Annotated in this window: 26 protein-coding genes; 10 read left to right on the forward strand and 16 right to left on the reverse strand. The window is 63.1% G+C overall.

Annotated features, from left to right (window positions below; translation table 11 throughout):
• Positions 1-44: 44 nt before the first annotated feature.
• The 4 genes from ACWF6P_RS26100 to ACWF6P_RS26115 form a co-directional block, all read right to left on the reverse strand.
• Positions 45-857 (reverse strand): mycofactocin-coupled SDR family oxidoreductase, encoded by an 813-nt coding sequence (locus tag ACWF6P_RS26100; RefSeq protein ID WP_452623015.1) that lies wholly within the window; start codon positions 855-857, stop codon positions 45-47.
• 94 nt (positions 858-951) lie between these two features.
• A complete protein-coding gene (gene treY, locus ACWF6P_RS26105; protein ID WP_452623016.1) occupies positions 952-3,327 on the reverse strand; it encodes a malto-oligosyltrehalose synthase in 2,376 nt (791 codons plus the stop codon).
• A gap of 13 nt (positions 3,328-3,340) precedes the next feature.
• Positions 3,341-5,767, reverse strand: a complete 2,427-nt coding sequence (gene glgX, locus ACWF6P_RS26110; RefSeq protein WP_452623017.1) for a glycogen debranching protein GlgX — start codon at positions 5,765-5,767, stop codon at positions 3,341-3,343.
• A gap of 57 nt (positions 5,768-5,824) precedes the next feature.
• Positions 5,825-7,117 (reverse strand): adenosylmethionine--8-amino-7-oxononanoate transaminase, encoded by a 1,293-nt coding sequence (locus ACWF6P_RS26115; protein ID WP_452623018.1) that lies wholly within the window; start codon positions 7,115-7,117, stop codon positions 5,825-5,827.
• 38 nt (positions 7,118-7,155) lie between these two features.
• Between ACWF6P_RS26115 and ACWF6P_RS26120 the strand changes: the two genes are divergently transcribed.
• The 3 genes from ACWF6P_RS26120 (at position 7,156) to ACWF6P_RS26130 (ending at position 10,581) form a co-directional block, all read left to right on the forward strand.
• The gene (locus tag ACWF6P_RS26120) at positions 7,156-8,301 is read left to right on the forward strand and encodes an 8-amino-7-oxononanoate synthase (protein WP_452623019.1); all 1,146 of its coding nucleotides are present in this window, start codon (positions 7,156-7,158) and stop codon (positions 8,299-8,301) included.
• Positions 8,298-8,981, forward strand: a complete 684-nt coding sequence (gene bioD, locus ACWF6P_RS26125) for a dethiobiotin synthase (RefSeq protein WP_452623020.1) — start codon at positions 8,298-8,300, stop codon at positions 8,979-8,981. Before ACWF6P_RS26120 ends, bioD begins: the two co-directional genes overlap by 4 nt.
• Positions 8,982-9,183: 202 nt before the next feature.
• Positions 9,184-10,581: a diguanylate cyclase gene (locus ACWF6P_RS26130; RefSeq protein ID WP_452623021.1), complete on the forward strand. Its 1,398-nt coding sequence runs from the start codon at positions 9,184-9,186 to the stop codon at positions 10,579-10,581.
• Positions 10,582-10,636: 55 nt separating this feature from the next.
• Here the strand turns inward: ACWF6P_RS26130 and ACWF6P_RS26135 are convergent, their stop codons facing one another.
• From ACWF6P_RS26135 to ACWF6P_RS26165, 7 genes are all read right to left on the reverse strand, one after another.
• Positions 10,637-12,019, reverse strand: coding sequence for a tripartite tricarboxylate transporter permease (locus ACWF6P_RS26135; protein WP_452623022.1), 1,383 nt, complete (start codon positions 12,017-12,019; stop codon positions 10,637-10,639).
• Positions 12,016-12,507: a hypothetical protein gene (locus tag ACWF6P_RS26140; protein WP_378547239.1), complete on the reverse strand. Its 492-nt coding sequence runs from the start codon at positions 12,505-12,507 to the stop codon at positions 12,016-12,018. Before ACWF6P_RS26140 ends, ACWF6P_RS26135 begins: the two co-directional genes overlap by 4 nt.
• Before the next feature lie 79 nt (positions 12,508-12,586).
• Positions 12,587-13,555 (reverse strand): hydroxymethylglutaryl-CoA lyase, encoded by a 969-nt coding sequence (locus ACWF6P_RS26145; protein ID WP_452623023.1) that lies wholly within the window; start codon positions 13,553-13,555, stop codon positions 12,587-12,589.
• Positions 13,556-13,560: 5 nt separating this feature from the next.
• Positions 13,561-14,853, reverse strand: a complete 1,293-nt coding sequence (locus ACWF6P_RS26150; RefSeq protein WP_452623024.1) for a hydroxymethylglutaryl-CoA reductase, degradative — start codon at positions 14,851-14,853, stop codon at positions 13,561-13,563.
• Between the two features lie 106 nt (positions 14,854-14,959).
• A complete protein-coding gene (locus ACWF6P_RS26155) occupies positions 14,960-16,951 on the reverse strand; it encodes a helix-turn-helix domain-containing protein (protein ID WP_452623025.1) in 1,992 nt (663 codons plus the stop codon).
• 10 nt (positions 16,952-16,961) lie between these two features.
• Positions 16,962-17,495: a tail fiber domain-containing protein gene (locus tag ACWF6P_RS26160; protein ID WP_452623026.1), complete on the reverse strand. Its 534-nt coding sequence runs from the start codon at positions 17,493-17,495 to the stop codon at positions 16,962-16,964.
• Positions 17,479-17,607, reverse strand: a complete 129-nt coding sequence (locus ACWF6P_RS26165) for a hypothetical protein (RefSeq protein ID WP_003941742.1) — start codon at positions 17,605-17,607, stop codon at positions 17,479-17,481. Before ACWF6P_RS26165 ends, ACWF6P_RS26160 begins: the two co-directional genes overlap by 17 nt.
• 288 nt (positions 17,608-17,895) lie before the next feature.
• Between ACWF6P_RS26165 and ACWF6P_RS26170 the strand changes: the two genes are divergently transcribed.
• A complete protein-coding gene (locus ACWF6P_RS26170) occupies positions 17,896-18,060 on the forward strand; it encodes a hypothetical protein (RefSeq protein WP_214888215.1) in 165 nt (54 codons plus the stop codon).
• Positions 18,061-18,065: 5 nt separating this feature from the next.
• On the opposite strand, the gene ACWF6P_RS26175 is transcribed toward ACWF6P_RS26170, so the two are convergent.
• The 3 genes from ACWF6P_RS26175 to ACWF6P_RS26185 form a co-directional block, all read right to left on the reverse strand.
• Entirely contained in the window at positions 18,066-18,440 is a 375-nt protein-coding gene (locus ACWF6P_RS26175; RefSeq protein ID WP_452623027.1) for a VOC family protein, read from the reverse strand.
• A gap of 29 nt (positions 18,441-18,469) precedes the next feature.
• The gene (locus tag ACWF6P_RS26180; protein ID WP_378538773.1) at positions 18,470-18,883 is read right to left on the reverse strand and encodes a VOC family protein; all 414 of its coding nucleotides are present in this window, start codon (positions 18,881-18,883) and stop codon (positions 18,470-18,472) included.
• Positions 18,884-18,997: 114 nt separating this feature from the next.
• The gene (locus tag ACWF6P_RS26185; protein WP_378538772.1) at positions 18,998-19,570 is read right to left on the reverse strand and encodes a helix-turn-helix domain-containing protein; all 573 of its coding nucleotides are present in this window, start codon (positions 19,568-19,570) and stop codon (positions 18,998-19,000) included.
• A 106-nt stretch (positions 19,571-19,676) separates the two neighbouring features.
• Between ACWF6P_RS26185 and ACWF6P_RS26190 the strand changes: the two genes are divergently transcribed.
• Together ACWF6P_RS26190 and ACWF6P_RS26195 are read left to right on the forward strand one after the other, a co-directional pair.
• A complete protein-coding gene (locus ACWF6P_RS26190; protein WP_452623028.1) occupies positions 19,677-20,348 on the forward strand; it encodes an AzlC family ABC transporter permease in 672 nt (223 codons plus the stop codon).
• Entirely contained in the window at positions 20,345-20,665 is a 321-nt protein-coding gene (locus ACWF6P_RS26195; RefSeq protein WP_452623029.1) for an AzlD domain-containing protein, read from the forward strand. Before ACWF6P_RS26190 ends, ACWF6P_RS26195 begins: the two co-directional genes overlap by 4 nt.
• Here the strand turns inward: ACWF6P_RS26195 and ACWF6P_RS26200 are convergent.
• Positions 20,651-21,307, reverse strand: coding sequence for a TetR/AcrR family transcriptional regulator C-terminal domain-containing protein (locus ACWF6P_RS26200; protein ID WP_378538769.1), 657 nt, complete (start codon positions 21,305-21,307; stop codon positions 20,651-20,653). The genes ACWF6P_RS26195 and ACWF6P_RS26200 overlap by 15 nt on opposite strands.
• A 164-nt stretch (positions 21,308-21,471) precedes the next feature.
• On the opposite strand from ACWF6P_RS26200, the gene bioB reads away from it, so the two are divergent.
• From bioB to ACWF6P_RS26215, 3 genes are read left to right on the forward strand one after another with little or no spacing between them, the layout of a single operon-like run.
• A complete protein-coding gene (gene bioB / locus ACWF6P_RS26205; RefSeq protein WP_024487821.1) occupies positions 21,472-22,485 on the forward strand; it encodes a biotin synthase BioB in 1,014 nt (337 codons plus the stop codon).
• The gene (gene bsaP, locus ACWF6P_RS26210; protein ID WP_452623030.1) at positions 22,482-22,706 is read left to right on the forward strand and encodes a biotin synthase auxiliary protein BsaP; all 225 of its coding nucleotides are present in this window, start codon (positions 22,482-22,484) and stop codon (positions 22,704-22,706) included. The genes bioB and bsaP overlap by 4 nt, the downstream gene beginning before the upstream one ends.
• 11 nt (positions 22,707-22,717) lie before the next feature.
• Positions 22,718-23,308: a DUF2567 domain-containing protein gene (locus ACWF6P_RS26215; RefSeq protein WP_214888235.1), complete on the forward strand. Its 591-nt coding sequence runs from the start codon at positions 22,718-22,720 to the stop codon at positions 23,306-23,308.
• An 11-nt stretch (positions 23,309-23,319) separates the two neighbouring features.
• Here the strand turns inward: ACWF6P_RS26215 and ACWF6P_RS26220 are convergent, their stop codons facing one another.
• Positions 23,320-24,150 (reverse strand): SDR family NAD(P)-dependent oxidoreductase, encoded by an 831-nt coding sequence (locus tag ACWF6P_RS26220; protein ID WP_452623031.1) that lies wholly within the window; start codon positions 24,148-24,150, stop codon positions 23,320-23,322.
• A gap of 83 nt (positions 24,151-24,233) precedes the next feature.
• Between ACWF6P_RS26220 and ACWF6P_RS26225 the strand changes: the two genes are divergently transcribed.
• Positions 24,234-24,836 (forward strand): TetR/AcrR family transcriptional regulator, encoded by a 603-nt coding sequence (locus ACWF6P_RS26225; protein ID WP_378538765.1) that lies wholly within the window; start codon positions 24,234-24,236, stop codon positions 24,834-24,836.
• Positions 24,837-24,919 lie beyond the last annotated feature (83 nt).

A 24,919-nucleotide genomic window follows, 5' to 3' on the forward strand; every position in this document is an offset into this window, starting at 1 on the left:
GAAGCGATATTCCCCGAGGACGGGAAAAACTCGAGAAGATTCGATCAGCGGATCAGCGTTCCCAGATCCAGTGGCATCGCGATCCCCGTGATGTGGTGGGCTTCGTCGGAACCGAGGAACGCTACGGCGGCGGCAATGTCCTCGGGCTGGCTGACGGGATCAGGCAAGGTTTGCATGAAGATCGGGCCGAGCGTGTGAGCGTGTGCGTCGATGAGTGGCCTCATGTCGGTCATCTGCATACCGGTTTCCACGCCGTGCGGGTGGATCGTGTTGACCCGAATGTTGTACTGCCCCAACTCCGAGGCCATCGTCTTCGCCAGGCCGGTGATGCCGTGTTTGCTCGCGACGTAGTGGCCGAGGAAGGGGAGCCCGCGCAGGCCCGCCACGGAGCTGGTGAAGATGATCGAGCCGCCGGTGCCCTGATCGATCAGGTGCGGGATTGCTGCCTTTGCGGTGTGGAAGACGCCGGTCAGGTTGACGTCGAGCGTTTCCTGCCACTGCTCGGGCGTGATTTCCCACGACATGTTGGCCGAACAGATTCCGGCGTTCGCGACGACGACGTCGAGGCGCCCCAATTCGTTGATGCCGGCCTCGAGCGCCGCCGACAGCGCAGCGAAGTCGCGGACGTCTGTTTTGGTGGCGACAATTCGACGGTCCAGTGCCTTGACCAGTTCGACCGTTTCGGCAAGGTCGTCTTCGGTGGCGCCGGCATACGAGGTGGATTCGAACTGAACACACGCATCGACGGCGATGATGTCTGCGCCCTCTTCTGCCAGACGGACCGCTTCAGCGCGCCCCTGACCGCGGGCTGCCCCGGTGATGAAGGCGACTTTCCCGGTGAATCGACTGGCAGTCATGCTCAAACCTCCGAATAGTGGTGACAATCTGCTCTTCGGAAGTTAGCGCGACGAAGTTCTTTTCGGGCGGGAATGTCCAGTCAGCGGAAATCGCTCAGCGCGCTCCGGTCAACAGCGCACAGTGCCCGGCGGCGAAAATGTCCCGCGCATCCGCGGACGTGACGGGCCGTCCGCTCAAAGCATCGACCCAGTCGCCATCTGGCAGGTCGACTCGCGTATCTCGCCAACCATGCGCCGAGAGTCCGAGTGAATGCCGCGTCGCCAGAGCAATGACTCTGGCCGATTCGCCGACGGGGCCGCGCGAGAACCCGACCAGATGACCGGACGCGGAACCCGAAGCGAATATCGGCCGATACTCACCGCGGTCGAACCACGAGGGATTCGCGCGCCGCAGAGTCAGCGCCGTGCGAACGAGGTGCAACTTTGCGGCTCCCGTCGCGTCGATCGTCGCGGCGTCGGCTTCGAGGAGTGATCGCCTCGCTCCGTAGTCGACAAGGCGCCGGTTGTCCGGATCGACCAACGAGTCTTCCCACAGCTCAGTGCCCTGATAGACGTCGGGAACGCCCGGCCCGAGGAGTTGGAGCAGCTTTTGGCCCAAAGAGTCCGACCAGCCGTGACGAGCGATCCGGCCGACGAACTCGCTGACCGAATCGCCGACCGGACCGTCGATCACCTCGTCGATCCACCTGTGCACCTCCGATTCGAAGCCGGCGTCCGGATCGTTCCAGGAAGTCTTCGCGCCGGATTCGCGGACAGCCTTCTCCGCATAGGCGTGTATACGCTCGCGCAACTCGGGAACCGAGGCCGCGGAACGACCGTCGGCCGGCCACACGCCGATGATGTTCTGCCACAAGAACAATCCGGTCAGTGGATCAGGGCTGGGGCAGACGTCTTCCCAGTCGCGAAGAAGCCGGGACCACAGGGTCGGCACCTGGGACAGAACACCGATTCGCGCCCGCACGTCCTCGCCGCGTTTGGTGTCGTGAGTGGACAGACTCGTCATCGCACGCGGCCACTGCTTCGCTCGGTCTGCGTTGTGGAGATGGAATTCGGCGACGGAGACAGCAAGCGATGCCGGGTTGCCGCCGACTTCCTGACGCGAGACCAGGCGCGCCGTTCGATAGAAGAGTCGATCTTCGACGGACTTGGCCATGACAGCGCCGCACACCTGCTGGAAACGAACCGCTGCTTCACCGCCGTTGACCAGCGCTTGCGCCAACACGTTGAACGCTGCTTCATGCCCAGGGGCCAACTCGTGCATGTCGCCGACGATACGAGCGGCCAAACCGGCAAGGGGACTGTAGTCGGATCGATACACCGGCATCCGGGCGATCGCGACGACAACTGCGTCGTTCAGTTCGGTCTCACTGCAACGACTTCCGGTTTCGCGCTGGATTGCGCGCACGAGCCTGCGAACCTCGGGTGCCAGGTCACCGCGCCCGGTGTCGCGTTTGAACTGACGTTCGGTGTGATGCAACCATGCGCCGTCCCCGTCGTCGCCGGTCAAATCTGCAGAGAGTTCGGTCAATTCGAGTTCGGCGGCGGGATCGACGAAGATGCCGCCCAGTTGATTGAGGGCGTCGTATCCGGTGGTGCCGTCGATCGGGAGCAGCGGATCGAGTGGTTCCGTGTGGCCGAGGATCTTCTCGATCACAAGCCACTGCTCTGGTCCGAGCAGTGCCCGCAGACGCCCCAGATACTCTGCCGGATCTGCGAGTCCGTCCGGGTGATCGATGCGAACTCCGTCGATCAGTCCTTCGTCGACCCACGACTTCAGTTCCCGATGGCAGAGTTCGAAGACTCTGGGATCCTCCTGGCGCAGGGCAGCGAGTTCGTTGACGGCAAAGAACCGTCGGTAGTTGATGATTCCGGCGTTCCACGGTACGAGTCGGTACGACTGCCTGGCGTGGACCTCCTGTGGGGATCCGAATTCGGTACCGGCCGCGACAGGGAACCGATGCTCGTAGAACGCGAGAAGTGTTTCCTCGCCATCTTTTTCGACAGTCAGGGCTTCGAGATCGTCCTGGCTGCCCAGTATCGGGAGCGAAAGTTTTCCGTCGGCGCCGTCCGCGCCGTTGGCTCCGTTGTCCTCGGCCCAGTCGATGTCGAAGAAATCCGCGTACTCCGACCCCCGTCCATGCGTGAGAACGTCCCACCACCAGGCATTTTCGCGTGGCTTGGCAACCCCGACATGGTTGGGGACGAGATCGACGATCAGGCCCATTCCGTGTGCCCGGGCCGCGTGCGACAACTCCACCAAGGCCTCGCGGCCGCCGAGTCCAGCGGACACGGTTGTCGGATCGGTGACGTCGTAGCCGTGCGTCGACCCGGACGTTGCCGTGAGGATGGGGGAGAGATAAAGATGCGAGACCCCCAACGCGTCGAAGTAGTCCACCAGTGCGGCCGCATCACGAAGGGTGAACGCGTCCGGGCGCAACTGCAGTCGGTAGGTGCTGGTTATCGGGGCCATGTGCACGTCTCCCTCAAGCGGTTCTGCGAAGTACCGTCAATGCTCGCGCTTTTACATCCAACGTTGTGCCGGCTTTGATCACGGTGTCGCTCTCACCGGTCGGTACCGACGTGTCGAGCACGACGGTCCACTCCGACGCGTAGTCCGCGTTGGGGGTGGAGAATTCGAGATCCTCGTAGTGGGCGTTGAAACAGAGGAGGAACGAATCTCCGGTGACGCGCTCGCCGCGGTAGTTCGGCTCCGGGATCGCGTCGCCGTTGAGAAAGACAGCCAACGACTTGCCGAAACCGCTGTCCCAGTCGGCCGGAGTCATTTCCTCGCCCGACGGCGTGAGCCAGGCGATGTCGCGACTCTGATCGCCACTTCGAATGGGTCGGCCCTCGAAGAATCGACGACGCCGGAATACCGGGTTCTTGGCGCGCAAGGCAATTGCGCGCTTGGTGAACTCGACGAGGTCCGCGTTGGTTTCCGCGAGAGTCCAATCCATCCAGGACAGTTCCGAATCCTGGCAGTAGACGTTGTTGTTGCCCTGCTGAGTTCGACCCATCTCGTCACCGTGAGCCAGCATCGGGGTGCCTTGACTGAGCATCAGCGTTGCGAGAATGTTCCGGCTCTGGCGTCCACGCAGTTCGAGAATCTCCGGGTCGTCCGTGGGGCCTTCGACGCCGCAGTTCCAGGATCGGTTGTGTGACTCGCCGTCGTTGTTGTTCTCGCCGTTGGCTTCGTTGTGCTTCTCGTTGTACGAGACGAGGTCGTGCAGGGTGAATCCGTCGTGGGCGATGACAAAATTGATGCTCGCGCCGGGGCGTCGTCCGGTTGCCTCGTAGAGATCAGAGGAACCGGTGAGGCGGGAAGCGAACTCGCCCAGGGTTGCCGGCTCACCGCGCCAGTAGTCGCGGACGGTATCGCGGTACTTGCCGTTCCACTCGGTCCACAGGCCGGGGAAGTTGCCGACCTGGTAACCGCCTTCGCCGACGTCCCACGGTTCGGCGATCAGCTTCACCTGACTGACGATCGGATCCTGTTGCACCAGATCGAAGAAGGCGGAGAGTCGGTCCACGTCGTGCAGTTCACGGGCGAGCGTCGAGGCGAGGTCGAAGCGGAAACCGTCGACATGCATTTCCGTGACCCAATACCGCAGTGAGTCCATGATCAGCTGCAGAGTGTGCGGATGACGGGCGTTGAGGCTGTTGCCCGTTCCGGTGTAATCCATGTAGTGCGCTTCGTCGCCGTCGACCAGGCGGTAGTAGGCGGCGTTGTCGATACCGCGGAAGCTGATGGTCGGTCCCATGTGGTTGCCCTCGGCGGTGTGGTTGTAGACCACGTCGAGGATCACTTCGATACCCGCCTGGTGGAAGCTACGCACCATGGCCTTGAATTCCGCTACGGCCGCATCGGGTTTTGCTGCCGAGGAGTAGTCGGTATGCGGGGCGAGGAAGCCGAAGGTGTTGTAACCCCAATAGTTTCGCAGCCCCTGGTCGAGCAGCACCTGGTCGTGCATGAACTGGTGGACCGGCATCAGTTCGATCGCCGTGACACCCAGATTGGTGAGGTGCTCGATGATCACCGGATGCGCGAGTCCGGCGTAGGTGCCGCGCAACTCCTCCGGAACTCCGGGGTGCGTCGCGGTCATGCCCTTGACGTGCGCTTCGTAGATGACCGTCTCGTGGTACGGACGCTTCGGTGAGCGGTCGGATGCCCAGTCGAAGAACGGATTGATGACGACGGTCGACATCGTGTGACCGAGCGAATCATGTTGGGGGAAAGGGATGGTGGCGGGTTCGTCGACCAGCGGTTCCGGGTCGAAGGGTTCGGGGTCGGAGCCCAGGGCCTCGTCCGACTCTTGATCGCCGGTGGAGCCCTCGTCTTCGTCCTCGAGGTCCACCTCGGTCGATGTAGCTTCAGTCGACACGCCTTCAGTCGACACGCCTTCAGTCGACACGCCTTCAGTCGGTTCAGCTTCGGCCGATTCGGCTTCCGAACTCGTCTCGTCGGTAACTTCTTCCGACTCCACCGCAGGAGTGTCGTCGTCCGCTGAAGGTTCGGGATCACCCGCCGACTCCACGTCGTAGGAGAACAGTGAACGGTCTCCGTCGAAGTCTCCGTCGAACGCTTTGCCGTACGGGTCCAGCAGGAGCTTGCTCGGATCGCATCGCAGCCCTGCCGCCGGATCGTACGGCCCGTGCACGCGGTAGCCGTATCGCTGACCGGGGGATACCGACGGAAGGTACGCATGCCAGACGTAACCGTCGACCTCGTCCATCCTGATGCGGGTTTCGGTTCCGTCCTTGGCAATCAGGCACAGTTCGACAGCTTCGGCGACCTCGGAGAAGAGCGAGAAATTGGTTCCCGCGCCGTCGTAGGTTGCACCGAGTGGGTACGCACTGCCAGGCCATACCGGGATGGGAGTGGCTGAGGGCGCGCTCGGCGGTTGATCCATGAATCAGACCCTATCGGGTGCAGCCGATCGAATCTCGTCGACTGTCTACGCCGCTGATCACCGTTTTGCCTGGCTGCGGGCGGTTGCAAGCATTCCGGCTGTGATCTGTTCCACCTCTGCCTCCGAACAGAGGTAGGGAGGCATCGCGTAGACGAGGTTTCGGAACGGTCGTAGCCAGACGCCGGCGTCGACGGCTGCATCGGTCGCGCTCTGCATGTCGACCGGCTGCTCGAGTTCGATCACTCCGATTCCGCCTTTGACGCGGACGTCGACGACCCCGGCAATGGTGACCGCTTCGGCGAGGCCGCGAGCGAGACCATGTTCGAGGGCAGCGACGTCACGCCGCCAGTCCATCGCGAGCAGGAGTTCGGTCGACGCGACCGCGACGGCGCACGCAAGTGGATTGCCCATGAAGGTGGGGCCGTGCATCAGCCCGCCGCCCTCACCGGCGGTGATGGTCTCCGCTATCTCCGTGGTGCACAGCGTTGCCGCCAGACTCATGTATCCGCCGGTCAGTGCCTTGCCGACGCACATGACGTCGGGACTGACGCCGGCGTGATCGGCGGCGAACAGTTCTCCGGTGCGTCCGAATCCGGTGGCGATCTCGTCGAAGACCAAGAGGACTTGGTACTTGTCGCAGAGGTTACGTAGGTCGATCAGGTACGCGGGGTCATGGAAGCGCATTCCGCCGGCGCCTTGGACTACGGGTTCGACGATCACCGCGGCCAACTCGTCGTTATGCTCCGCCAGTAGCGCTTCCAACTCCTGCACGTACTCGGGGAGATAATCCGCCGGGGGTGTCTGGGCGAAGACCTGAGGGCGAAGGACGTCGGTCCAGAGAGAGTGCATGCCGCCGTCGGGATCGCAGACGCTCATGGGAGTGAATGTGTCACCGTGATATCCGCCGCGCCAGGTCATCAAACGATTTTTCGACGGCTTTCCGAGGCTCCGCCAGTACTGCAGGCACATCTTGACTGCGACTTCGACGGCCACCGAACCGGAATCGGAGAGGAACACCTTGTCGAGGTGAGGTGGTGTGATGTCGACGAGCATTCGCCCGAGGCGAGCGGCGGGTTCGTGCGTCAGTCCGCCGAACATGACATGGCTCATCTTGCCCAGCTGCCGCGCGGCAGCAGCGTCGAGCACGGGATTGCGGTAGCCGTGGATGGCGGCCCACCACGAGCTCATCCCGTCGACGAGTCGCCGGCCGTCGGAGAGCGTGAGCGTGGCCCCCTGTGCAGAGTCGACGATCAGCGGACGAGTCGACGCGGGAAACGATCCGTACGGATGCCAGAGGACATCGGCATCGATGGCGGAGACGTCATGAGGATCAAGTCCGGTTGTGAGCACGGATGCACCCTAACCATTGAGTTGAACGGTGTTCAAGTATGGTCGGAAAAGTGAACACCTCGCTCAATTGGCTCACTGCCGTCGAAGCGGACCGTAGGGCCGCTGGACTGCGCCGCGAACTCCGCCCGCGCACGGTCGACTCCCCGCTGATCGACCTGGCGTCGAACGACTACCTCGGACTCGTGCGGCACCCCGACGTGATCGAGGGTGCTACGGCGGCGCTGCGCCGCTGGGGCGCAGGCGCCACTGGTTCGCGTCTGGTCACCGGCACCACCACCGAACACGAACTGCTCGAAGTCGAACTGGCCGAGTTCGTCGGGGCGGACTCCGGTCTCGTGTTCTCCTCCGGCTACACCGCCAATCTCGGCGCGGTGACGGCGCTCTCGGGTCCCGGATCATTGATCGTCTCCGACGCGGGATCGCATGCCTCTCTCGTGGATGCCTGCCGACTCTCACGCGCGCGGATAGCAGTTGCCCCGCATTCGGACGTGAACTTTCTCGCCGACACGCTGCGCACCAGATCCGAACAGCGAGCGCTGGTCGTCACCGATTCGGTCTTCAGTGCCGACGGAGATCTCGCTCCGCTGCGGGAGATGCATCAGGTGTGCCGCGAACACGGTGCGATTCTGCTGGTCGACGAGGCGCACGGCATCGGTGTGCGCGGTGCCGGTGGACGCGGACTCGTTCACGAGTTGGGCTTGGCCGGTGAACCCGACGTTGTCGTGACGGCGACGTTGTCGAAGTCGCTCGCCAGCCAGGGCGGAGTTGTACTCGGCGACAACAAGATCCGCGCGCATCTCATCGACGCGGCAAGAACGTTCATCTTCGATACCGGTCTCGCACCGGCTGCCGTCGGCGCGGCCAGGGCTGCACTCGCCGTCCTCCAGCGCGAGCCGACGCGAGCGCTCGACGTCCTTGCCCGGGCGACCGAACTCGCCGACGTCACCGGGGCCCCATCGCCTGAATCTGCCGTCGTCTCGGTCGTTCTCGGTGATCCGCAACGGGCGTTCGATGCCGCGTCGGCGTGCCGGGACCAGGGGCTGCATGTCGGATGCTTCCGGCCACCGTCGGTACCGGAAGGAACGTCGCGCCTGCGCCTGACTGCACGAGCAACGCTGTCCGCTGCCGAAATGGAGCAGATCTCACTCGTACTGCGCGAAGTATTGGCAGGTGCCCGCGCATGAGCATTCTCGTAGTGACCGGAACGTCGACCGACGTGGGGAAAACTGTGGTGACGGCAGCACTGGCCTCGGTGGCCCTGCAGTCCGGAAAGTCGGTCGCTGTGCTCAAACCAGCGCAGACGGGCGTCGACGTGGACGGTGCGGGTGATCTGGCCGAGGTCGACCGTCTGACCGGTGGCGGTGTGACGCTGGTCGAGTTGGCGCGGTATCCCGAACCTTTGGCGCCCGATACTGCTGGCCGTAGAAGTGGTCTCCCGTTGTTGGCGCTCGACGACGTGATCCGGGTCGCTTCCGACCTGGACACCACTCACGACCTGACTCTGATCGAAGGCGCCGGCGGCTTGCTGGTCCGGTTGGGGACAGACGGATTCACCGCGCGTGATCTTGCCGCGGCTTTGTCAGCGCCCGTCTTGCTGGTGGTTGCCTCCGGCCTTGGCACGCTCAATCACACTGCTCTGACAGTGGAAGCGCTCGGGGCATCCGGCGTGGACTGCGCCGGGTTGGTGATCGGTTCGTGGCCGCAGGAACCGGACCTGGCCGAGAGGTGTAATCGCGAGGATCTGGTCTCGGTCAGCGGCGTCCCCCTTGTCGGAGCAATGCCGGCCGGTAGCGGCAGCGTGAGTGCCCGAGAGTTTGCTCAGACAGCTTGGGCCGCGCTCGGCAAGTCTCATTTGGCCAACTAGAGCCGTAACATCCGATTTGTCTGCATCGATAGCCAAGGCACAGCGGGGCGCCTGGAATTCGGCGTCCGTCGCGTACGATTCCGGTCGGTATATTTCGGCCGGCGTCTTGGGCGACCCAGAGTCCTGGGCCCGAGTCGCCCGATCGTGGTTGTCGAATTGTGAGTTGGTCAGTCGAATGTAGGTGGTGAGTACGGTCGGAAGATTGTCGTCATCGGCCGTACGCCGCGCAGTGCTCATCGGTGTTGTCGTCTTCGTCTCGTGCCTGGTCGGAATTCTGAGCCGCCTACCCGGCACGCTTGCTGTCTTCTGGCCGGCCAACGCGCTGCTGCTCGGGATTCTCTTTCGGTCACCGCGCTCCGCGACACCGCTCACCTGGATCTGCGCAGTGGCAGGTTATGTCGGAGCCGACCTGATCACCGGCGGGGCGTGGGAGTCCACGGTGTGGCTCAACGCGGCCAACATCGTCGGGGTCGCGAGCGCCTTCTACGCCTTTCGCTGGGTTGACGGCGAGGATCGTCGTCTGACCAGTATTCAGTCTGTCGGATATCTCGTGTCGATGACGGTCGTCGGCGCGTCGATGGCAGCGCTCGTCGGCGGAATCGCAAACCGCGTGCTGTTCGGCGGACAGTGGTGGGACGGCTGGTTGCTCTGGTTCTCGAGTGAGTTCGTCAACTACATGACCATCGTCCCACTGGTGCTGACGTTCCCCTCGCTTCGGCGAGTTGATCGAGACCGGAAAGCCGTTGCCGCACTTGTGCGTCGATCGCTCGTTCCGACAGCGCTCCTGGCGATCTGCATCATCTTGGAGTGGGTGATCGGCGGCGCCGGAGCGATCGCGTTCGCCATGCCCGCGCTCGTGACTGCAGCCTTGCTCACCAATGTTTTTGTCACGTCGATGCTCACAGCCGTATCAACTGCCTGGACGTTGGTGCTGACGGCCGACGGTCATCTCGGATTGTCCAGCGAAGGCCTCTCGCCCGTCAGTGCGTCGGTCCAGATCGGATTGTCGCTGCTGGCGGTAGCGCCGATCGCGGTGGCATGTGTGATCCTCGAGCGCCGCCGCGCGCTCGAAGCGCTGACACAAGCCGTGACCCACGACGATCTCACCGGTGCGTTGCGTCGGGACGAGTTCTTCCGGCGAGGCGGCGGCGTGACGGGTGCGACCGATCCGCGTCGACGCTCCGGACGTCCGGTCAGCGTCCTGATGATGGATCTGGATCACTTCAAGCTGGTGAACGACAACCTCGGTCACCGCGCCGGCGACACCGCGTTGGTGAGTTTTGCCGACCAGGTCCGGCGGAACCTCGACGACAAGCATCTGTTCGCCCGCTTGGGCGGCGAGGAGTTCGTCGTTTTGATGACAGGTGTCGATCTGGAAGGTGCAACCGCAACGGCCGAGATGATTCGACGCGCTCAGGCGGAGAATTCGTCAGCAGTGTTGGGCGACTTCGGGCCGACCGTCAGCATCGGTGTCGCGTGTTCACCTCACGGCGACGCAGATCTGACGCAACTGGTCGACGGCGCCGACGAAGCCTTGTACGAAGCGAAGAAACTCGACCGGAATCGAACGGTCTCGCTGACGCTCGGAGAAGTCACGTAACCCGTGCGGACCCGCAGTGTTTGCAGGTCCGCACGGGCTGGTGGTGTCGAGCGATTCAGAAGAGGTTGATCAGTGCCGGAACGCTGAACAGGGCGACGTAGTAACCCATGAACAGGACACCTCCGTGAATCTTGAACAGACGCCCGAGAAGGCCACCGACCAAGCCGACGGTCACGGTGATCAGGAGGCCCAGGATGCCGCCCTCCCAGATGCTGATGACGACGACGAGTCCCGTGAACACCGCGATCACAGCTTCGTGACTGATGTGCTTGACCACCGCTGACGCAGCGCGGTACGCGTAGTTCATGGCAAACGGATATGCGATGACCGTTGCCGTGACCACTGCCAGCAGGCCGTAGAGAAGGAACTCCCACTGCGTCAGGTACGTGGAGAGATTGTTGATCACTCCGGTTTCCTGATTGGTCTCGAAAACCGGCGGAGCGTTGAAGAGAGGTGCCGCGGGACCTGCAGCGAGCGGGCTGAGCGGAAGGCCGAACGCCACGAGCGGGATGAGGGTTTCTGCGATGTAGGTGGATTCCGTCGTACCGTTTTTCGCCGAGACCATCGTGGTCAGTCGGTGATAGCCGTTCTTGATTCGCGCACCTACCAGCTCACCCATCAGAACGGTCATGGCGACGGGGCTGAAGACGAACGTTGCGCTCGATACCGTGGAAGCGGCTGCGGTGTAACCGATTTGCTTGCGATCGAGGACCTTCAGGGGATTGGGGAAGTATCCCTTCCATCCCTTGATGTCCGGGGCCAGTGCAACAGTTTTGGGTTCACTGCGCTCCATGTCCTTACGGGTCGACGGACCCAAGGTCAGTGCGAGGTCCGCGATCAGCGGCCCGACTGCGATGGCAAGGAAGTAGCTGATGTTGAGCGACACATCGTAATTCGACGTCAGCGCGCGGGCGCCGAGGATCAAGATGACGAAGGGAACGAGGGCGACGACCCCGGCCCAGCGGCCCGGCGAGGCGTAGGCGATACCGATGGCGGCGACCAGGAACAGCCAGGGTGCTATCGACTGAACGGTGTCGGCGAACGGCGCGAGGATGGTCGCGAACAGGACGGCGACCGGCACAGCGACGAACGCCGAGATCACCGCGCCCGAGATCGCCTTGCGGAGTGCGATGTGCGGGATGCCGAGTGAGCGCATCATCTGCGCCTCCGGCAAAAGCGGAATCGCCATCGTGTCACCGGGAATGCCCAGAAGCATCGTCGGCACCGCGTGCGTCATGTGTTTGGCGATCGCGCCGGAGAGGAAGAACGTGAACACCGCGGCCGGGGGAGCGCCGAGCAGGATCACGAGCAGCGTCAGTGGCGCGATGGTGGCGGTCTCGTCCGTGCCGGAAATCAATCCGATGAACGTGAACGCGCCAGCGCCGATGATGCCGAAAAGAACGGCAATCAGAATTTCGTTGGTCAGAACCGAACTCATGCGCGCCCACCGTCCTTCGGTGCATTCGAGGCCGGTGCGTGCTCGGCCTCGGCGGCGGCGAAATGGTCGTACAGGCCGAGTTCGCGAAGTTCCTGTTGGCTCTGTTCCGGGATGTCGGCGAGAGTGCCCAGACCCTGGCGTTGTTCACTCATCATCGTGATGACGCCGTCGATCGATTCCGCGTCGGCGGCCGCCAAGGCGACTATCCTCTTCGGCTTGATGAAGATTCCGCAGACGACGCCGGCGAGCAGGCAGGCCGCGATGCCGACCAGCAGGCTGTACGCCTGGGCCAACGACGGTTCACTGACGACCCGTTCGAACAGTGCCTGGGCCGCGAGAAGGGCCGAAGCGCCGACGACACTGCCGACCAGGACGGAGATCGCGAGGTGTCGACCGTTGACGGTGTCGCCCCAGACTTCGAGGTACGTCTGCTGCTCGGTCGGTTCGGTGGTGGTGGTCGGCGTCGTTGCCGACTGCGGTGGTGACATCAGTCTTCTCCAGTGTCATGCATGGCGAGAGGCTTGCGAGGTGGGGGACTTGCGAGATGAGGGGCTTGCGCGACGAGTGTCAGGTGCGTGCTGCGCGGAGGGCGCTGACAACTCGGGACGGACTCGGGTGTCCGATCTGTTCCGCCATCCAACTGCTTGTGTCGGTAAGGGAATCCAGGTCGATGCCGGTGTCGATCCCGAGGCCGTGGAGCATCCACACCAAGTCCTCGGTGGCGAGATTTCCGGTCGCGCCCTTGGCATACGGGCACCGTCCGAGACCGCCTGCGGAACTGTCGAATTCGGAGACACCCGCAGTCAGCGACGCGTAGACGTTCGACAGTGCCTGGCCGTAGGTATCGTGAAAGTGCATCGCGATCTGCGAAGTGGGGATGCCACGTTCTCGGATCGCACCGAGTAAGGCGAGCACATGGCCAGGCGTGCCGACGCCGATGGTGTCGCCGAGAGAGAGCGACGTGGCACCGCAGTCGATCAAGGCTTTCGCGATGTCGGCGACACGCTCGACGGGCACGGCGCCTTCCCAGGGGTCGCCGAAGCACATCGAGATGTACCCGCGGACGGGAAGTCCCAGGGCTCGCGCGGCGGCAGTGACCTCGGCGGCCGCGGCGATTGCTCCGTCCACCGTAGAGTTGAGGTTGCGTCTCGCGAATTCTTCTGTAGCGCTGACGAATACGGCAACTTCGCTCGCCCCGGCGGCAACGGCCCGCTCGAGACCTTTGCGGTTCGGGACAAGGACGACCGTGCGTACCGAGTCCGGCAGGTGCAGTCGACCCATCAATTCTTCCGCGTCGGCAAGTTGCGGGATCCATCGAGGCGAGACGAAGCTCGTCAATTCGACGGTGCGGGAACCGGCCGCGACCAGGCGTTCGATGAACTGGGCCTTCGTCTCGGTCGGGATTACTGCCGTTTCGGCTTGAAGTCCGTCGCGTGGTCCGACTTCGTAGACCCGGACCGCGGTCGGTAGACCCGTCGCCGACACTCGATGAGGCGCCGGCTTCCACACTGGTGATCCTGCAACTGTTTCGGTCATCGTGGTCAGTTTCCGCCGCGGATCTCGGCGAGAACCTTCTCGGCATGTTCGACGCGAATGCTCTCGTCCGCGATCAGGCGTGCAACCACGGCGTCGATCTCGCTCTTCTGGGCTCCGGCGCTGGCAGCGATGTTGCGGGCGTGTAGTCCCATGTGCCCGCGCTGGACACCCTCACTGGCGAGAACGCGGACAGCGGCAAGGTTCTGTGCGAGGCCAACTGCCAGAATGATGCCGGCGAGTTCTTCGGCGCTCTCGACGCCGAGCATCTTGATTGCGGCCTGCGCTACCGGGTGCACCTTGGTGGCGCCGCCGACGAGGCCGACCGGCATGGGTAGCTCGAGGGTGCCGACGATGTTGCCGTCGGCATTCTTCTCGAAATGCGAGAGTGAGGAGTAGATTCCGTCGGCGTTGACTGCATGGGAATGGCACCCGGCTTCGACTGCGCGCGTGTCGTTTCCGGTCGCCAACACCACGGCGCTGATGCCGTTCATGATGCCCTTGTTGTGTGTCGCGGCGCGGTAGGGATCCAGCTCTGCCAAGCGTGCGGCATGGATCAGGTTGTCCACTACCTCTGCACCGCCGATCAATTCGGCGTCGAACACGGCACGAACGCGCGTCAGCCGCAGATCTGCCTTGTTGGTGAGAATGCGAAGAACGACGTGCCCGCCGCCGATCTCGGCTACTCGATCCGCGATTGCCTCTGCCATCGTGTTGACTGCGTTGGCGCCCATCGCATCTCGTACGTCGACGTGAAGATGGAGGACGACGTAGGCGGCCTTGTCCGAGGACACGATGCGAACCGAAATGTCCTTCACGCCACCGCCGACGCTGACCAGCTTCGGGTCTTGCTCGTTGGCGAGTGCAATGATTTCTTCACGTGCCTCGAGGAGTCGGATGCGGGCAGCTGCCGGATCCACTACGTCGACGAGTTGAATCTGGGCTTGCATGATCGGCTGGGTGCTCGAGACGTGAAAGCCCCCGAGCCCGCGTGCGATGCGAGCAGCGTTACTCGCAGCGGCGACCACCGACGGCTCCTCGGTGGCGAGGGGGATCAGGTAGTCGTTGCCGTTGATCGTGAAGTTGGTGGCCACGCCGACCGGGATGCCGATGACGCCGAGGACGTTTTCGACCATGCGATCGGCCTGATCGATGGTGAGGCCGTCGGCAGCGTCGTAGACCGCGATGTCTGCTTCGGTCAGGTCGGTCTGGCGAACGATCTCGGCGCGCCGTGCGGCGACGTCGTAGGACCGGAAATCGGCGATGCGGCTGTTGGTTGATCGGCTGTTGGTTGATGACACGGGGGGTCGTCCTCCTGAAGTGGTTCTGTGCTCCGCTTCACAGTAGGGAGGTTGATGCCTGCCAGACCACGTGCTCACAACACATCGATCGGTCGAAATTGTAGTGTCATGCACCATCGTCGCTGTCGTTGATGTCGCTTCCACCCTCTTCGGCTCCCACTTCTCGAAGTTCGTCGAGCCTCGTCGCCATGGACACGCGAAAGAAGTTCTCGTCTTCACGCCACGAGTGACCGAGGAGCGTACGGATGCGGTCGAGTCGCTGAACGACGGTGTTCGGGTGGTAGTTGAGTGCGCGGGCAGCCTTGGTCGGGCTCCCGTCGTTGCGGACCAGAGCCCGAAGGGTCGCCGTGAGATCGGTGTCCTTGTCACGGTCGTAGGCGAGTACCGGGCCGATTACTTCGTCGACGAATTGATGGAGTGTTTCCGGATTCTCCCCGAACAGAACGGTGTACGGCAGGTACGACGCAGTCGTGACCGCGCCGTCGGTCTTGCCCAACGCCGACAGTAGGCGGGCGGTGCGCAGCGCAGAGGTGAAGCGCGCCGGGAGTTCTTCGGGGCGCTCCGCCGTTGCCGGCGCAATCACTACAGCGTGGGGTCCTACCGAACCGGTGATCTGGCGGTGAACGACGGTCGCCGCGGCTGCAGGGTTCCCCGAGCGGGAGACCACCGCGATCAATCCGGCGTGCTGCGACGCCAAAGCTCCGACCGGCAGACTCTGCCCGATTGCACGGAGCGCCGCGGTGCGGAGTTCCGGAGCGACCGACACCACGAGGACGGTGTCGAGTTCGCCGAGGGAGATACCGAGGTTGCGGGTCCGACGTTCGAGATCGCGCCTCCGCTCGGGCGCAGTGCTCAACAGGTCGGCGACCAGTTCGTCACGTGCGCGCCGATCCGCTGCCGCTGCCGCCGAGTGTTGCAACACGAGAATCGCTGTAACCTGAGCTGCCCGTTCCACGGTCCTGAGTTCGACGGGTCCGATCGGCGCGTCCGATCGATTCAGCAAGATCGCCCCGAGGAATGATTCTCCGGCGGTGACGGCGCTGACGAGTTGGATCACGGTCTCGCTGTTATCGGCGACAAACGTGCATCGGCCACTGCGGCGACTCTGGTGGATGGCATCGGACACGGCGCGAGGTAGCGACAACGGCACCGTCGTGATCTGCTCACCCGACGATGTCACGAGAGGGCGTAGCTCGTTGTCGACGACGGCGGTGCTGCGCTCGAGTGCGCTGCTGAGGGTTCGTGCAACCTGGGCGTAGCCACCGCCGCGGAGAACGGCATGGATCAGATCCTGGTGGACAATGTTCGATTTGTCCCGCGCGGACACGTGCTCGCGCAGCTCGTCGAGTGCTCGCCCGGTCTCGGCGGCGGATTCCTCAGCGCGGTCCAGCGCCCGTGCGGTTTGCAGGACTACCGAGGCGTGATCGGCGAGTGCAGAGAGCAGGGCGATCTGATCTGCGGTAAATCGTCGTTCCCGGCGGTCGGCGGCAAACAGGACGCCGAGGATCTGGCCGTCCGAGAGCATCGGCACGCCGAGAATCGCCACCAGGCCCTCGGCGACTATCGCGGCATCGACCACCTCGTCGTGCCGCGACTGCGTGTATTCGCTGTAGTTCTGGACCCACTGGGCCGCACGAGATTCGGCAATCGCGCTGACCAAGCCAGCGCCCGCAGGAACCTGCAGATGCTGGAGCTCCGGCGAGACCGCGCCGGCCGTCTTTCGAACATTCAGGTCGCGAGTGATCACGTCGAACTCGGACAGGTACGTGACGTCGGTACCCATGATGTCGTGTGCGCGGTTCACCAGTCTCTGCAGCAGTGTGTCGACGTCGCGAACCTGCGCAAGCTCGCGCGCACTCGAATAGAGGACCGCCAATTCGTTCTCGCGGCGGCGCAGTCGACGAAATTCCGACCGACTGGCCCGGATGCGGGCCGCGGTCTCCGTGATCTCCGTTGTGCCAAGGCCGAATTCGGAAAGTGCCTGTTCGACGTGTTCGTCTCCGACAGCGTCGGATGTCACGTCGAACAGTGCGGCAATCTCGTTGGGGTCCGAGTCGGAGTCTGAAGCTGAGTCGGAGTCTGAATCAGGGGCGGTCACACCGAACAAACTACAGACCGGTGGAACCGCCGAATTCGTCGAGCGCCGAGGATTTGTGATTGTTGTTCATCTCTAACGTATTTCGATCCGTTCTCGTGCCTCCCGTCTCCGTGCGCAGTGTGTCGAGTTCCCTCTCGAGCGCGCTGACTTTTGTCTCGAGGGCGCCTATTTTTCGGTTCAAGGCTTGGATGCTCGCCATGCACACGCCGTTCGCATCGACGGCCGAGATACGACGGGTGTTGGATCCCAAGCCGAAAATCGCTGCAAAATCCTGCGCCATCGGACCCAGGTGACGGATCGACTTGTGGTCGAAACCGTAACTCCACGTGCTTATTCGAAGGGCTGTCAACCTGTCGAGCACATCCTGGGCGCTGGTCGGAACAACCGCGTCCGTATGCACGCCCCGTCGTCGCGTGGCCCGTGAGAACACCCAGTGCGCGGGATGGCGCATCGCGGCGTTCACTCGAGGGCTGACTCCAACGCCGAGGTATTCGGTGCGCTCGCCGTTTTCAGTGCGCTCGCCCTCGTCAGGCGGTGAGTTCACGTCGTGCGGTTTTGACGGTCTTGTCGCTCAGCAGAATTCCCGCTCCTGCGCCGAGCAGTCCGAGGCCGATTCCGACAGCAGCGCTGCCGAGGCCCAAAGCAATTCCCAACATGATTCCTCCAAAAATTGTGCGGTGAATTGAGGGGCCAGGTGTCCGACGAAAGTGCTGCCGACCTGCTCCGCGCTCATCTTTCACATTGCTCCGCCGTGCGGTCGATGACAACCCGTCTGGACCGAATTTCTCGTGGAAAACACAGGCGTGCAAGACTGGGTGAAGAACTGCTGAGTCATCGGCGTCTTGTCGGCGCCGTACGGGCGGCAGTATTTAAGTAGCCATCGACCGATCTCTAACGCAGGTTTATCTGCGCGCGGCAACGATGACCAGGCAAAAGGGTGGCATGTGAACGAATCGAACAGTGGCTTGTTTTCCGACCTCAGTGCGTCGGAGCCCGTTGTCGACGCAAAAAGCGCCGAGCAATTGGCGGCCGAGCGTGAAACTGCGGCAGCGGAACGCTCCAATACCGACACCGCTGAACAGCGGCAGTCACAGCTGTTCAGCGGTTAAGCGCGTCAGGACTCCTTGATTACCGACAGAACATTGCCGGCGGGGTCGGTGAACCACGCGATATCGGGGCCGTTGCCACGCATGATGCCTCGCGCATCCTGCGGGAATCCGTCGTATTGCAGAAACTCCACACCACGAGCGGTCAGTTGATCGACGGTTGTGTCGATGTCGTCGACGACGAAGTTGAGGATCGTGTACGTCGCCGCTTCGTGATTCGGTTTCGGATAAACCAGGATCTCGGTTCCGCCGGCAAGATGTAGGCGAATGAGTCCCATGTCTTCGTCGGTCACTTTCAGCCCGAGTGTTTCGCCGTAGAACTTCTTTGCAGCGTCGATGTCAGTCACCGAAAATCCGCTGAATGCTTTCGTGTCTGCAAGCATGACTATCTCCGTTCCCAGCGGTTGCCGGACTAGGTGGTGTGGGAATCCGTCATTCCGGATTCCATCTCGGCCCTGGCTTCCTCGCTGAACTCGATGATCTGAACGTAGTTTCCGTCGGGGTCGATAGCGGTGGCGAACAAACTGCCCCCGCGGTCTTCGAGTGGGGCGAACCAGTTTCCGCCGAGTGCATCGATGCGCTGCGCGATCGACCGGGCGTCGTCGGTCTCGACGTTGAGGAACATCCGGCCGGGCTGCGGGTTGGTATCGCCGACGTCGTCGCGTCTGTCGAGCATCACGTAGAAACCGTTGAAGTCGAGGACGTCGTAGCCGGGTTCGCCCGGGGTGCGGTCGACTTTCGGGGCGAACGCCTCGGCGTACCAGTCGCGCAAGCGTTCGGGGTTGGTGCTCGAGAGCAAAATGCTGCTGATGCTGGATCCGGACATGTGTCCTCCTGCTGTTGGTCGTTACTGGTGTCGGTGATCGAGGCGCTGGCCACATCACCTCGCAGATACAGACTTCCCGCAGCGGCGAAACTCATCGGCGAAACTGATCGAGGCTCAGGTGTGCTCCGAAACCATGATCGCCGTCGTGCCTGGTTCGAGTGCCCGAAAGATGTGTTCCTCGTCGCCGGGATAGGCGAGGTAGTCGCCCGGTCCGAGCTCGATCGGATCTGCAGTCGGCCCGACCTCGGCCCGCCCCGTACCGATCACGACGTGTTCGGTGGTGCCGCGGGCATGCGGAGTCGAAATGCGCGGCTCGCCCGGCTCGGCGACGATCCGATACAGATCGCGGCGTGCGTTCGGTGGGCTGGGCGCCAGGAGAGTCGCGATGTACGACGCGTTTGCCGACGCAATCGCGGGCCCTTCTCCGGCTCGAATCAACTGAACGGTCTGTGCCTGCGAGTCGACGAGTTGTGAGAATGGCACACCCAATGCGTTGCCGAGTGCCCACAGTGTTTCGAGGCTCGGGTTTCCGAGGCCGGATTCGAGTTGGGAGAGTGTGGATTTGGCGATGTCGGCGCGCCGGGCGACCTCTGAGAGGCTCAATCCCGCTCGGGTGCGCTCGCGTTTGAGCGCGACGGCCACCAGCTTCTGAGGGCTCTGATCCGTGCCGGTTTCACCACTATCCATCGTTCGATTCTCCGATCGATCGTTTTTCTTGACGAACAGTTCCATTTCGTTCAACATAGAATACATGCGTTCTTTATGGCGAACAGTTGATCGCGACACAATCCGGGTGAGTGTGCTGATCTGTCTCTCCGTGGCCATCGTCGGCGTGTCCTACGGTGTGACGGCAGGATCAGCTGGATTCTCGCTGTGGCAGCTGCTTGCCTTGGCTGTGCTCGTTCTGGGTGCCTCGTCGGAGTTCCTGTTCATCGGAATCATCGCGGCCGGAGGCGGCGCCGTCGCTGCAGTTGTAGCCGGCTTGCTGATCAACTCTCGAAACTTCGCCTACGGATTGGCAGCGGGATCTTTTCTCGGCGAGGCTCGCCACACGGATTCAGGCTGGCGCAGGTGCTCGGGTTGGCGCAAGTTGGTCGGCGCGCACCTGGTCAACGACGAAAGCGTCGCGGTTGCCATGGCGCAGGGCTCGGTGAAGCAGAAGCGTGCGGCTTTCTGGTTCTGTGGGATCGGGATCGCGGTGTCGTGGCCGATCGGAGCTCTCCTGGGCGGGCTGCTCGGCAGCGTCGTCCAAGATCCGGCCGCGTTGGGATTGGATGCCGCTTTTCCGGTCGTCATTCTGGCCCTTGTCCTGCCCGCGCTGAGGGAAAAGATGACATTGCTTGCCGCTGTGATCGGTGCAGCGGTTGCAGTGGCCACGTCACCGTTCCTGCCGTCGGGTACCGCGCCGCTCGTAGCTCTGCTGAGTATCGCGGTGACGATACCGTTCCGGGGGAAGGTTCGATGAATGCTGCATCGGTCTGGATTGGCATTGTCGTGTTCGCTTGCGGCTCTTACGCTTTGCGAGTCAGTGGTGTTCTGCTCCGAGCTCGGGTGACGCTCTCCGGCTTCGCCGAGAAGACCCTCGATCGTGCTGTCGTGGTGCTGTTGCTTGCAGTGGTTGCGACCTCGACGATCTTCACCGGACATGACGTTGCGGGTCCGGCGCGGATGCTCGGCGTGGTGGCCGGAGGTATCTGCGCCTGGTTCAAGGCCCCGTTGGTGGTCGTGGTGATTGTCGCGGCCGGCGCTACTGCATTGCTGCGACTGTCAGGAGTGTCGTAGAACCGATTCGGTGTGGGCTGAATTCAGGGTCGAATTCAGGCGAGTGCGAATGCCGTCGATGAAGAGGTCCAGGCCGAACTGGAATCGCACTGTCGGATCGCCGTCGAGGAGGTCCTCGTCGGAACCGCCGCCGATGACCTCGGGAGAGTCGGGCGAGATGGGAGCCCGGGTGAGTGCCCCCATTTCTTCCATCTGCGCCCGGGACTGCTCGTCGACGGTGTGGCCGAGTACGTAATACAGCAGGGCATACGCCGCGAGTTGGGCGTGCTCGCGTGAGAGGCCGGATTCTAGCCCAGCCTGCACGAAGTGCTCGCGCACCTTGCTGCTTGTCATCCGTGAGGCGAAGGTGGCGCTGACCAACTCGGCGCCGTCGCGGTGCGCCAGCAGGGCAGACCGAAGTCTGTGTGCCAGTTCGGAATACGCCTCCTGCCACGTGTCCGCGTCAACGGGTGCGTCGAGGTCTTCGAGGATCTTGTCGACGACTGCGCCGAGCAAGGTCTGTTTGTTCGGGAAATGCCAGTAGAGAGCGCCGGGTTGGACGCCAAGCGAGGTTGCGAGCCTACGCATCGTGAGGTCGGCAAGCCCGAACTCGTCGAGTATCGCCATGGCGCCGTCCAGCACGTCGCCGCGTCGCAACTGCACTTGTTGTTCCCCTCGTTTCGCCTCGCTGTTGACTGCTCGCGATCAGATGTCGATCGGACCCGCCTTTGACAGTATTCCACCACGTCTCTAACGTGAACACCGTTCAACTTGTACGGTGTTCAATTTTGCTGGTTCTGAAGGAGACGTCTGTGACCCCGCCCCCGATTAGCACGGCCCCTGCGACGGTCGACATCCTCGACCAGGCGCGCGAGCAAGTTCTCGAAAGGGGAGTTGGCCTGACCGAAAGCCAGGTGCTCGACGTACTCCGGCTCGACGACGACAGGCTCGAGGACCTGCTGGCTCTCGCCCACGATGTGCGTATGAAGTGGTGTGGACCGGAGGTCGAGGTCGAGGGCATCATCAGCCTCAAGACGGGCGGCTGCCCGGAGGACTGCCATTTCTGCTCGCAGTCCGGACTCTTCCAGTCGCCGGTTCGTGCGGCCTGGTTGGACATCCCGAGCCTGGTGGAAGCTGCCAAGCAGACTGCGAAGTCGGGCGCTACCGAGTTCTGCATCGTGGCAGCCGTCCGCGGACCCGACGCTCGGTTGCTCGCTCAGGTCGCCGCCGGCATCGAGGCGATCCGCAACGAGGTCGACATCCAGATCGCCTGTTCGCTCGGCATGCTGACCCAGGAACAGGTCGACCAACTGGCCGCCATGGGTGTGCACCGGTACAACCACAACTTGGAAACCTCGAAGTCGCATTTCCCGAACGTCGTCACCACGCACTCGTGGGAAGAGCGTTGGAACACCCTGCGGATGGTTCGCGAAGCAGGCATGGAAGTGTGCTGCGGCGGAATCCTGGGCATGGGCGAATCGCTGGAGCAGCGCGCAGAATTCGCGGCCAACCTGGCTGAACTCGAGCCGGACGAGGTCCCGCTCAACTTCCTCAACCCGCGTCCGGGCACCCCGTTCGGTGATCTGGACGTGCTGCCCGCCAGCGAGGCGCTCAAGTCTGTGGCGGCATTCCGTCTCGCACTCCCTCGCACGATCCTTCGCTTCGCCGGTGGACGCGAGATCACTCTCGGCGACCTGGGTGCCAAGCAGGGCATCCTCGGCGGAATCAACGCCGTCATCGTCGGCAACTACCTGACGACGCTCGGGCGTCCCGCCGAGAAGGATCTGGATCTGTTGGTCGATCTGCAGATGCCGATCAAAGCACTGAACGACACTCTGTGAGCACTCCGGTGACCGAGGAGCGGTACAACCCGTTCACCGGGCGTCGGATCGTCGACGGTGTCGACGATCCGACGCCGACTGCGGCGTCGATGGGGCTCGAGCCACCTCGCTTCTGTGAGCAGTGCGGACGTCGCATGATCGTTCAGGTCAGTCCTGACGGATGGTGGGCGAAATGCTCCCGTCACGGTGTCGTCGACTCTCTCGACGCTGCCCGCAGGTAGCGTCACTCTGTGTGATCTCTCTTCGGCAGACTCGTCTGCGCACCGCGATCGTGATCGCCGCAACCACTGCGGGCGTGAGCGTGCTCGTTGGTGTGCTGTGGGCGTTCTTGGCTCCGGCAGAGCACCTGTTGGTGGTGTCCGAGGGGCGCGGCGTCGCGTTGACGGGTGAGAGTCTTCACCAGTTCGACGCGAGCGCAGTATTCATCTGGCTGGCACTGATCGTCGGTGTGCTGTCGGCGGTGGCTGCCTGGCTGGCACGCCTGAGTCGAGGCCCGTATGCCCTGGGCGGGTTGATCGTCGGCTCAGCGGTAGGAGCGGGCCTGATGGCACTCGTGGGTTCGGGTGTGACCAAACTGCGATTCCCCACGGCCGACAATCCGGCGGTCGGGGAGATCATCGCGCGGGCGCCGAACATCGGCACCTTGCTCGTCCTTCTGTTTCAGCCGCTCGCGGCTTGCGTCGTGACTTTGGTTCTCGCAGTGCTCAATCCGTACGACGACCTCGGTGTGGGTGACCATCCGGAATCTGGGGATCCAGAATCTGCGGATCCGGCCACCGAGACCGAACAGACCGAAGACGAGATCCAGCCGAAGCTCCCGTAGCTGTTACGTCGCTACGCCGGCGACGTCGACGAGCGCTTCGCTTCGGACTTCATTCGCACGTCACCCAGCAGTCGGCCCGAAATCAGCGCCCCCAACCGGCGGGTTGCGAAGCGAGTGCTGATCGAGGACACCCAGTTCGGCAGTCCTGATACGACGGTCGGCGGCGCGTTGCGTCGATCCAGTGCTCGGAAAGCGGTGTCCACCACCTGAGTTGCCGTCTGCATTCGCCCGACCGCTGCGTCTTCGGAGCCGACTACGTCGAAGAACTCGGTGCGCGTCGGACCGGGGCATACTGCCAACACGGTCAATCCGCTACCGCGAGCTTCTGCCCAGAGCGCTTCGGTGAAGTTGAGTACAAACGCCTTTGATGCGCCGTAGACCGCCATGCCCGGTGTCGGCTGGAACGACGCGGTGCTCGCGATGTTGACCAGTGCTCCGCGGCCGGTGAGAAGGTCGGGCAGGAATGTGTGCGTCAGTTCGACGAGTGTGGCGATGTTGAGCTGAATTTCGGACGTGACGCGCTCGAGGTTTTCGTCCACGAATGCTCCGTGTGTTCCGAATCCGGCGTTGTTGATCAGGGACGTGACCGTGATATCGCGACTGGCGAGTTCTTGGTGCAGGGTCGCGCCGACGCCGGGTGCGGCCAGGTCGGCGGGCAGGACTGTCACGGTGATGCCGTGGGCGCCACGGAGTTCGGTGGCGAGTGCCTCGAGGCGGTCTGCCCGCCTGGCGACCAGAACGAGGTGTGCGCCGCGAGCGGCAAAGCGATGAGCGAATTCCACTCCGAGCCCAGCGCTGGCTCCGGTGATGAGGACGGTGGTTCCGGCTACGTCGATGGCCATGGTGGCTCCTTCGGTTCGGGTGATCCCAAATGTAGGCACTGACACCATAGTTGTCAATGGCAACATTTTGATATGGTGCCACCATGCCCGCCCACGAACAGCCGTACCATCACGGCAGCCTGCGACAGGAACTCCTGGCGTCGGCCGAAGCAACACTCGAACGAGATGGCGTCGACAAGTTGTCGCTGAGGCAACTCGCGCGCGAGGCGGGCGTGAGCCACGCGGCTCCGGGCAAGCACTTTCGTGATCGCCAGGCTTTGCTCGATGCCTTGGCCGAAAGTGGATTCCATCGGATGACCGGTGCGCTCGAGCGGGCGGTCGCGGATGCTCCACGGACCGCGAGGGCCCGGTTCTCCTCGCTCGCGAATGCCTACGTGGATTTTGCGCTGGACCATCCCGGACTTTTGTCGTTGATGTACAGCAACAAGCATGCACCGGGCGCCGCCGAGACTGTCGTCAACGCGGGGCACGCGACGATGGACCTGACCGTCCGGCTCGTATCGGAGGCTCAGGCCTCGGGTGATATTGCCGCCGGTGATCCGGAAAGTATTGCGCTGGTTGCCTTTGCGACGTTCCATGGCGTCGCGACGCTTGCTGCGGGCGGAATGTTGGGTGACGCACCGGTCGGCGATGTGGTGAACGCGGCCTCGACGGTCTTCTGGGCGGGGCTGTCTCGATCTGTCTGAGGTGGGGCGCGCGCAATTCCCCAGAGTTCTCACAGAACCAGCACAAGGGAAGCACAAGATTGCGGACTTACATAGGAGTCAAG

The sequence above is a fragment of the Rhodococcus sp. NPDC055024 genome, assembly GCF_053608585.1.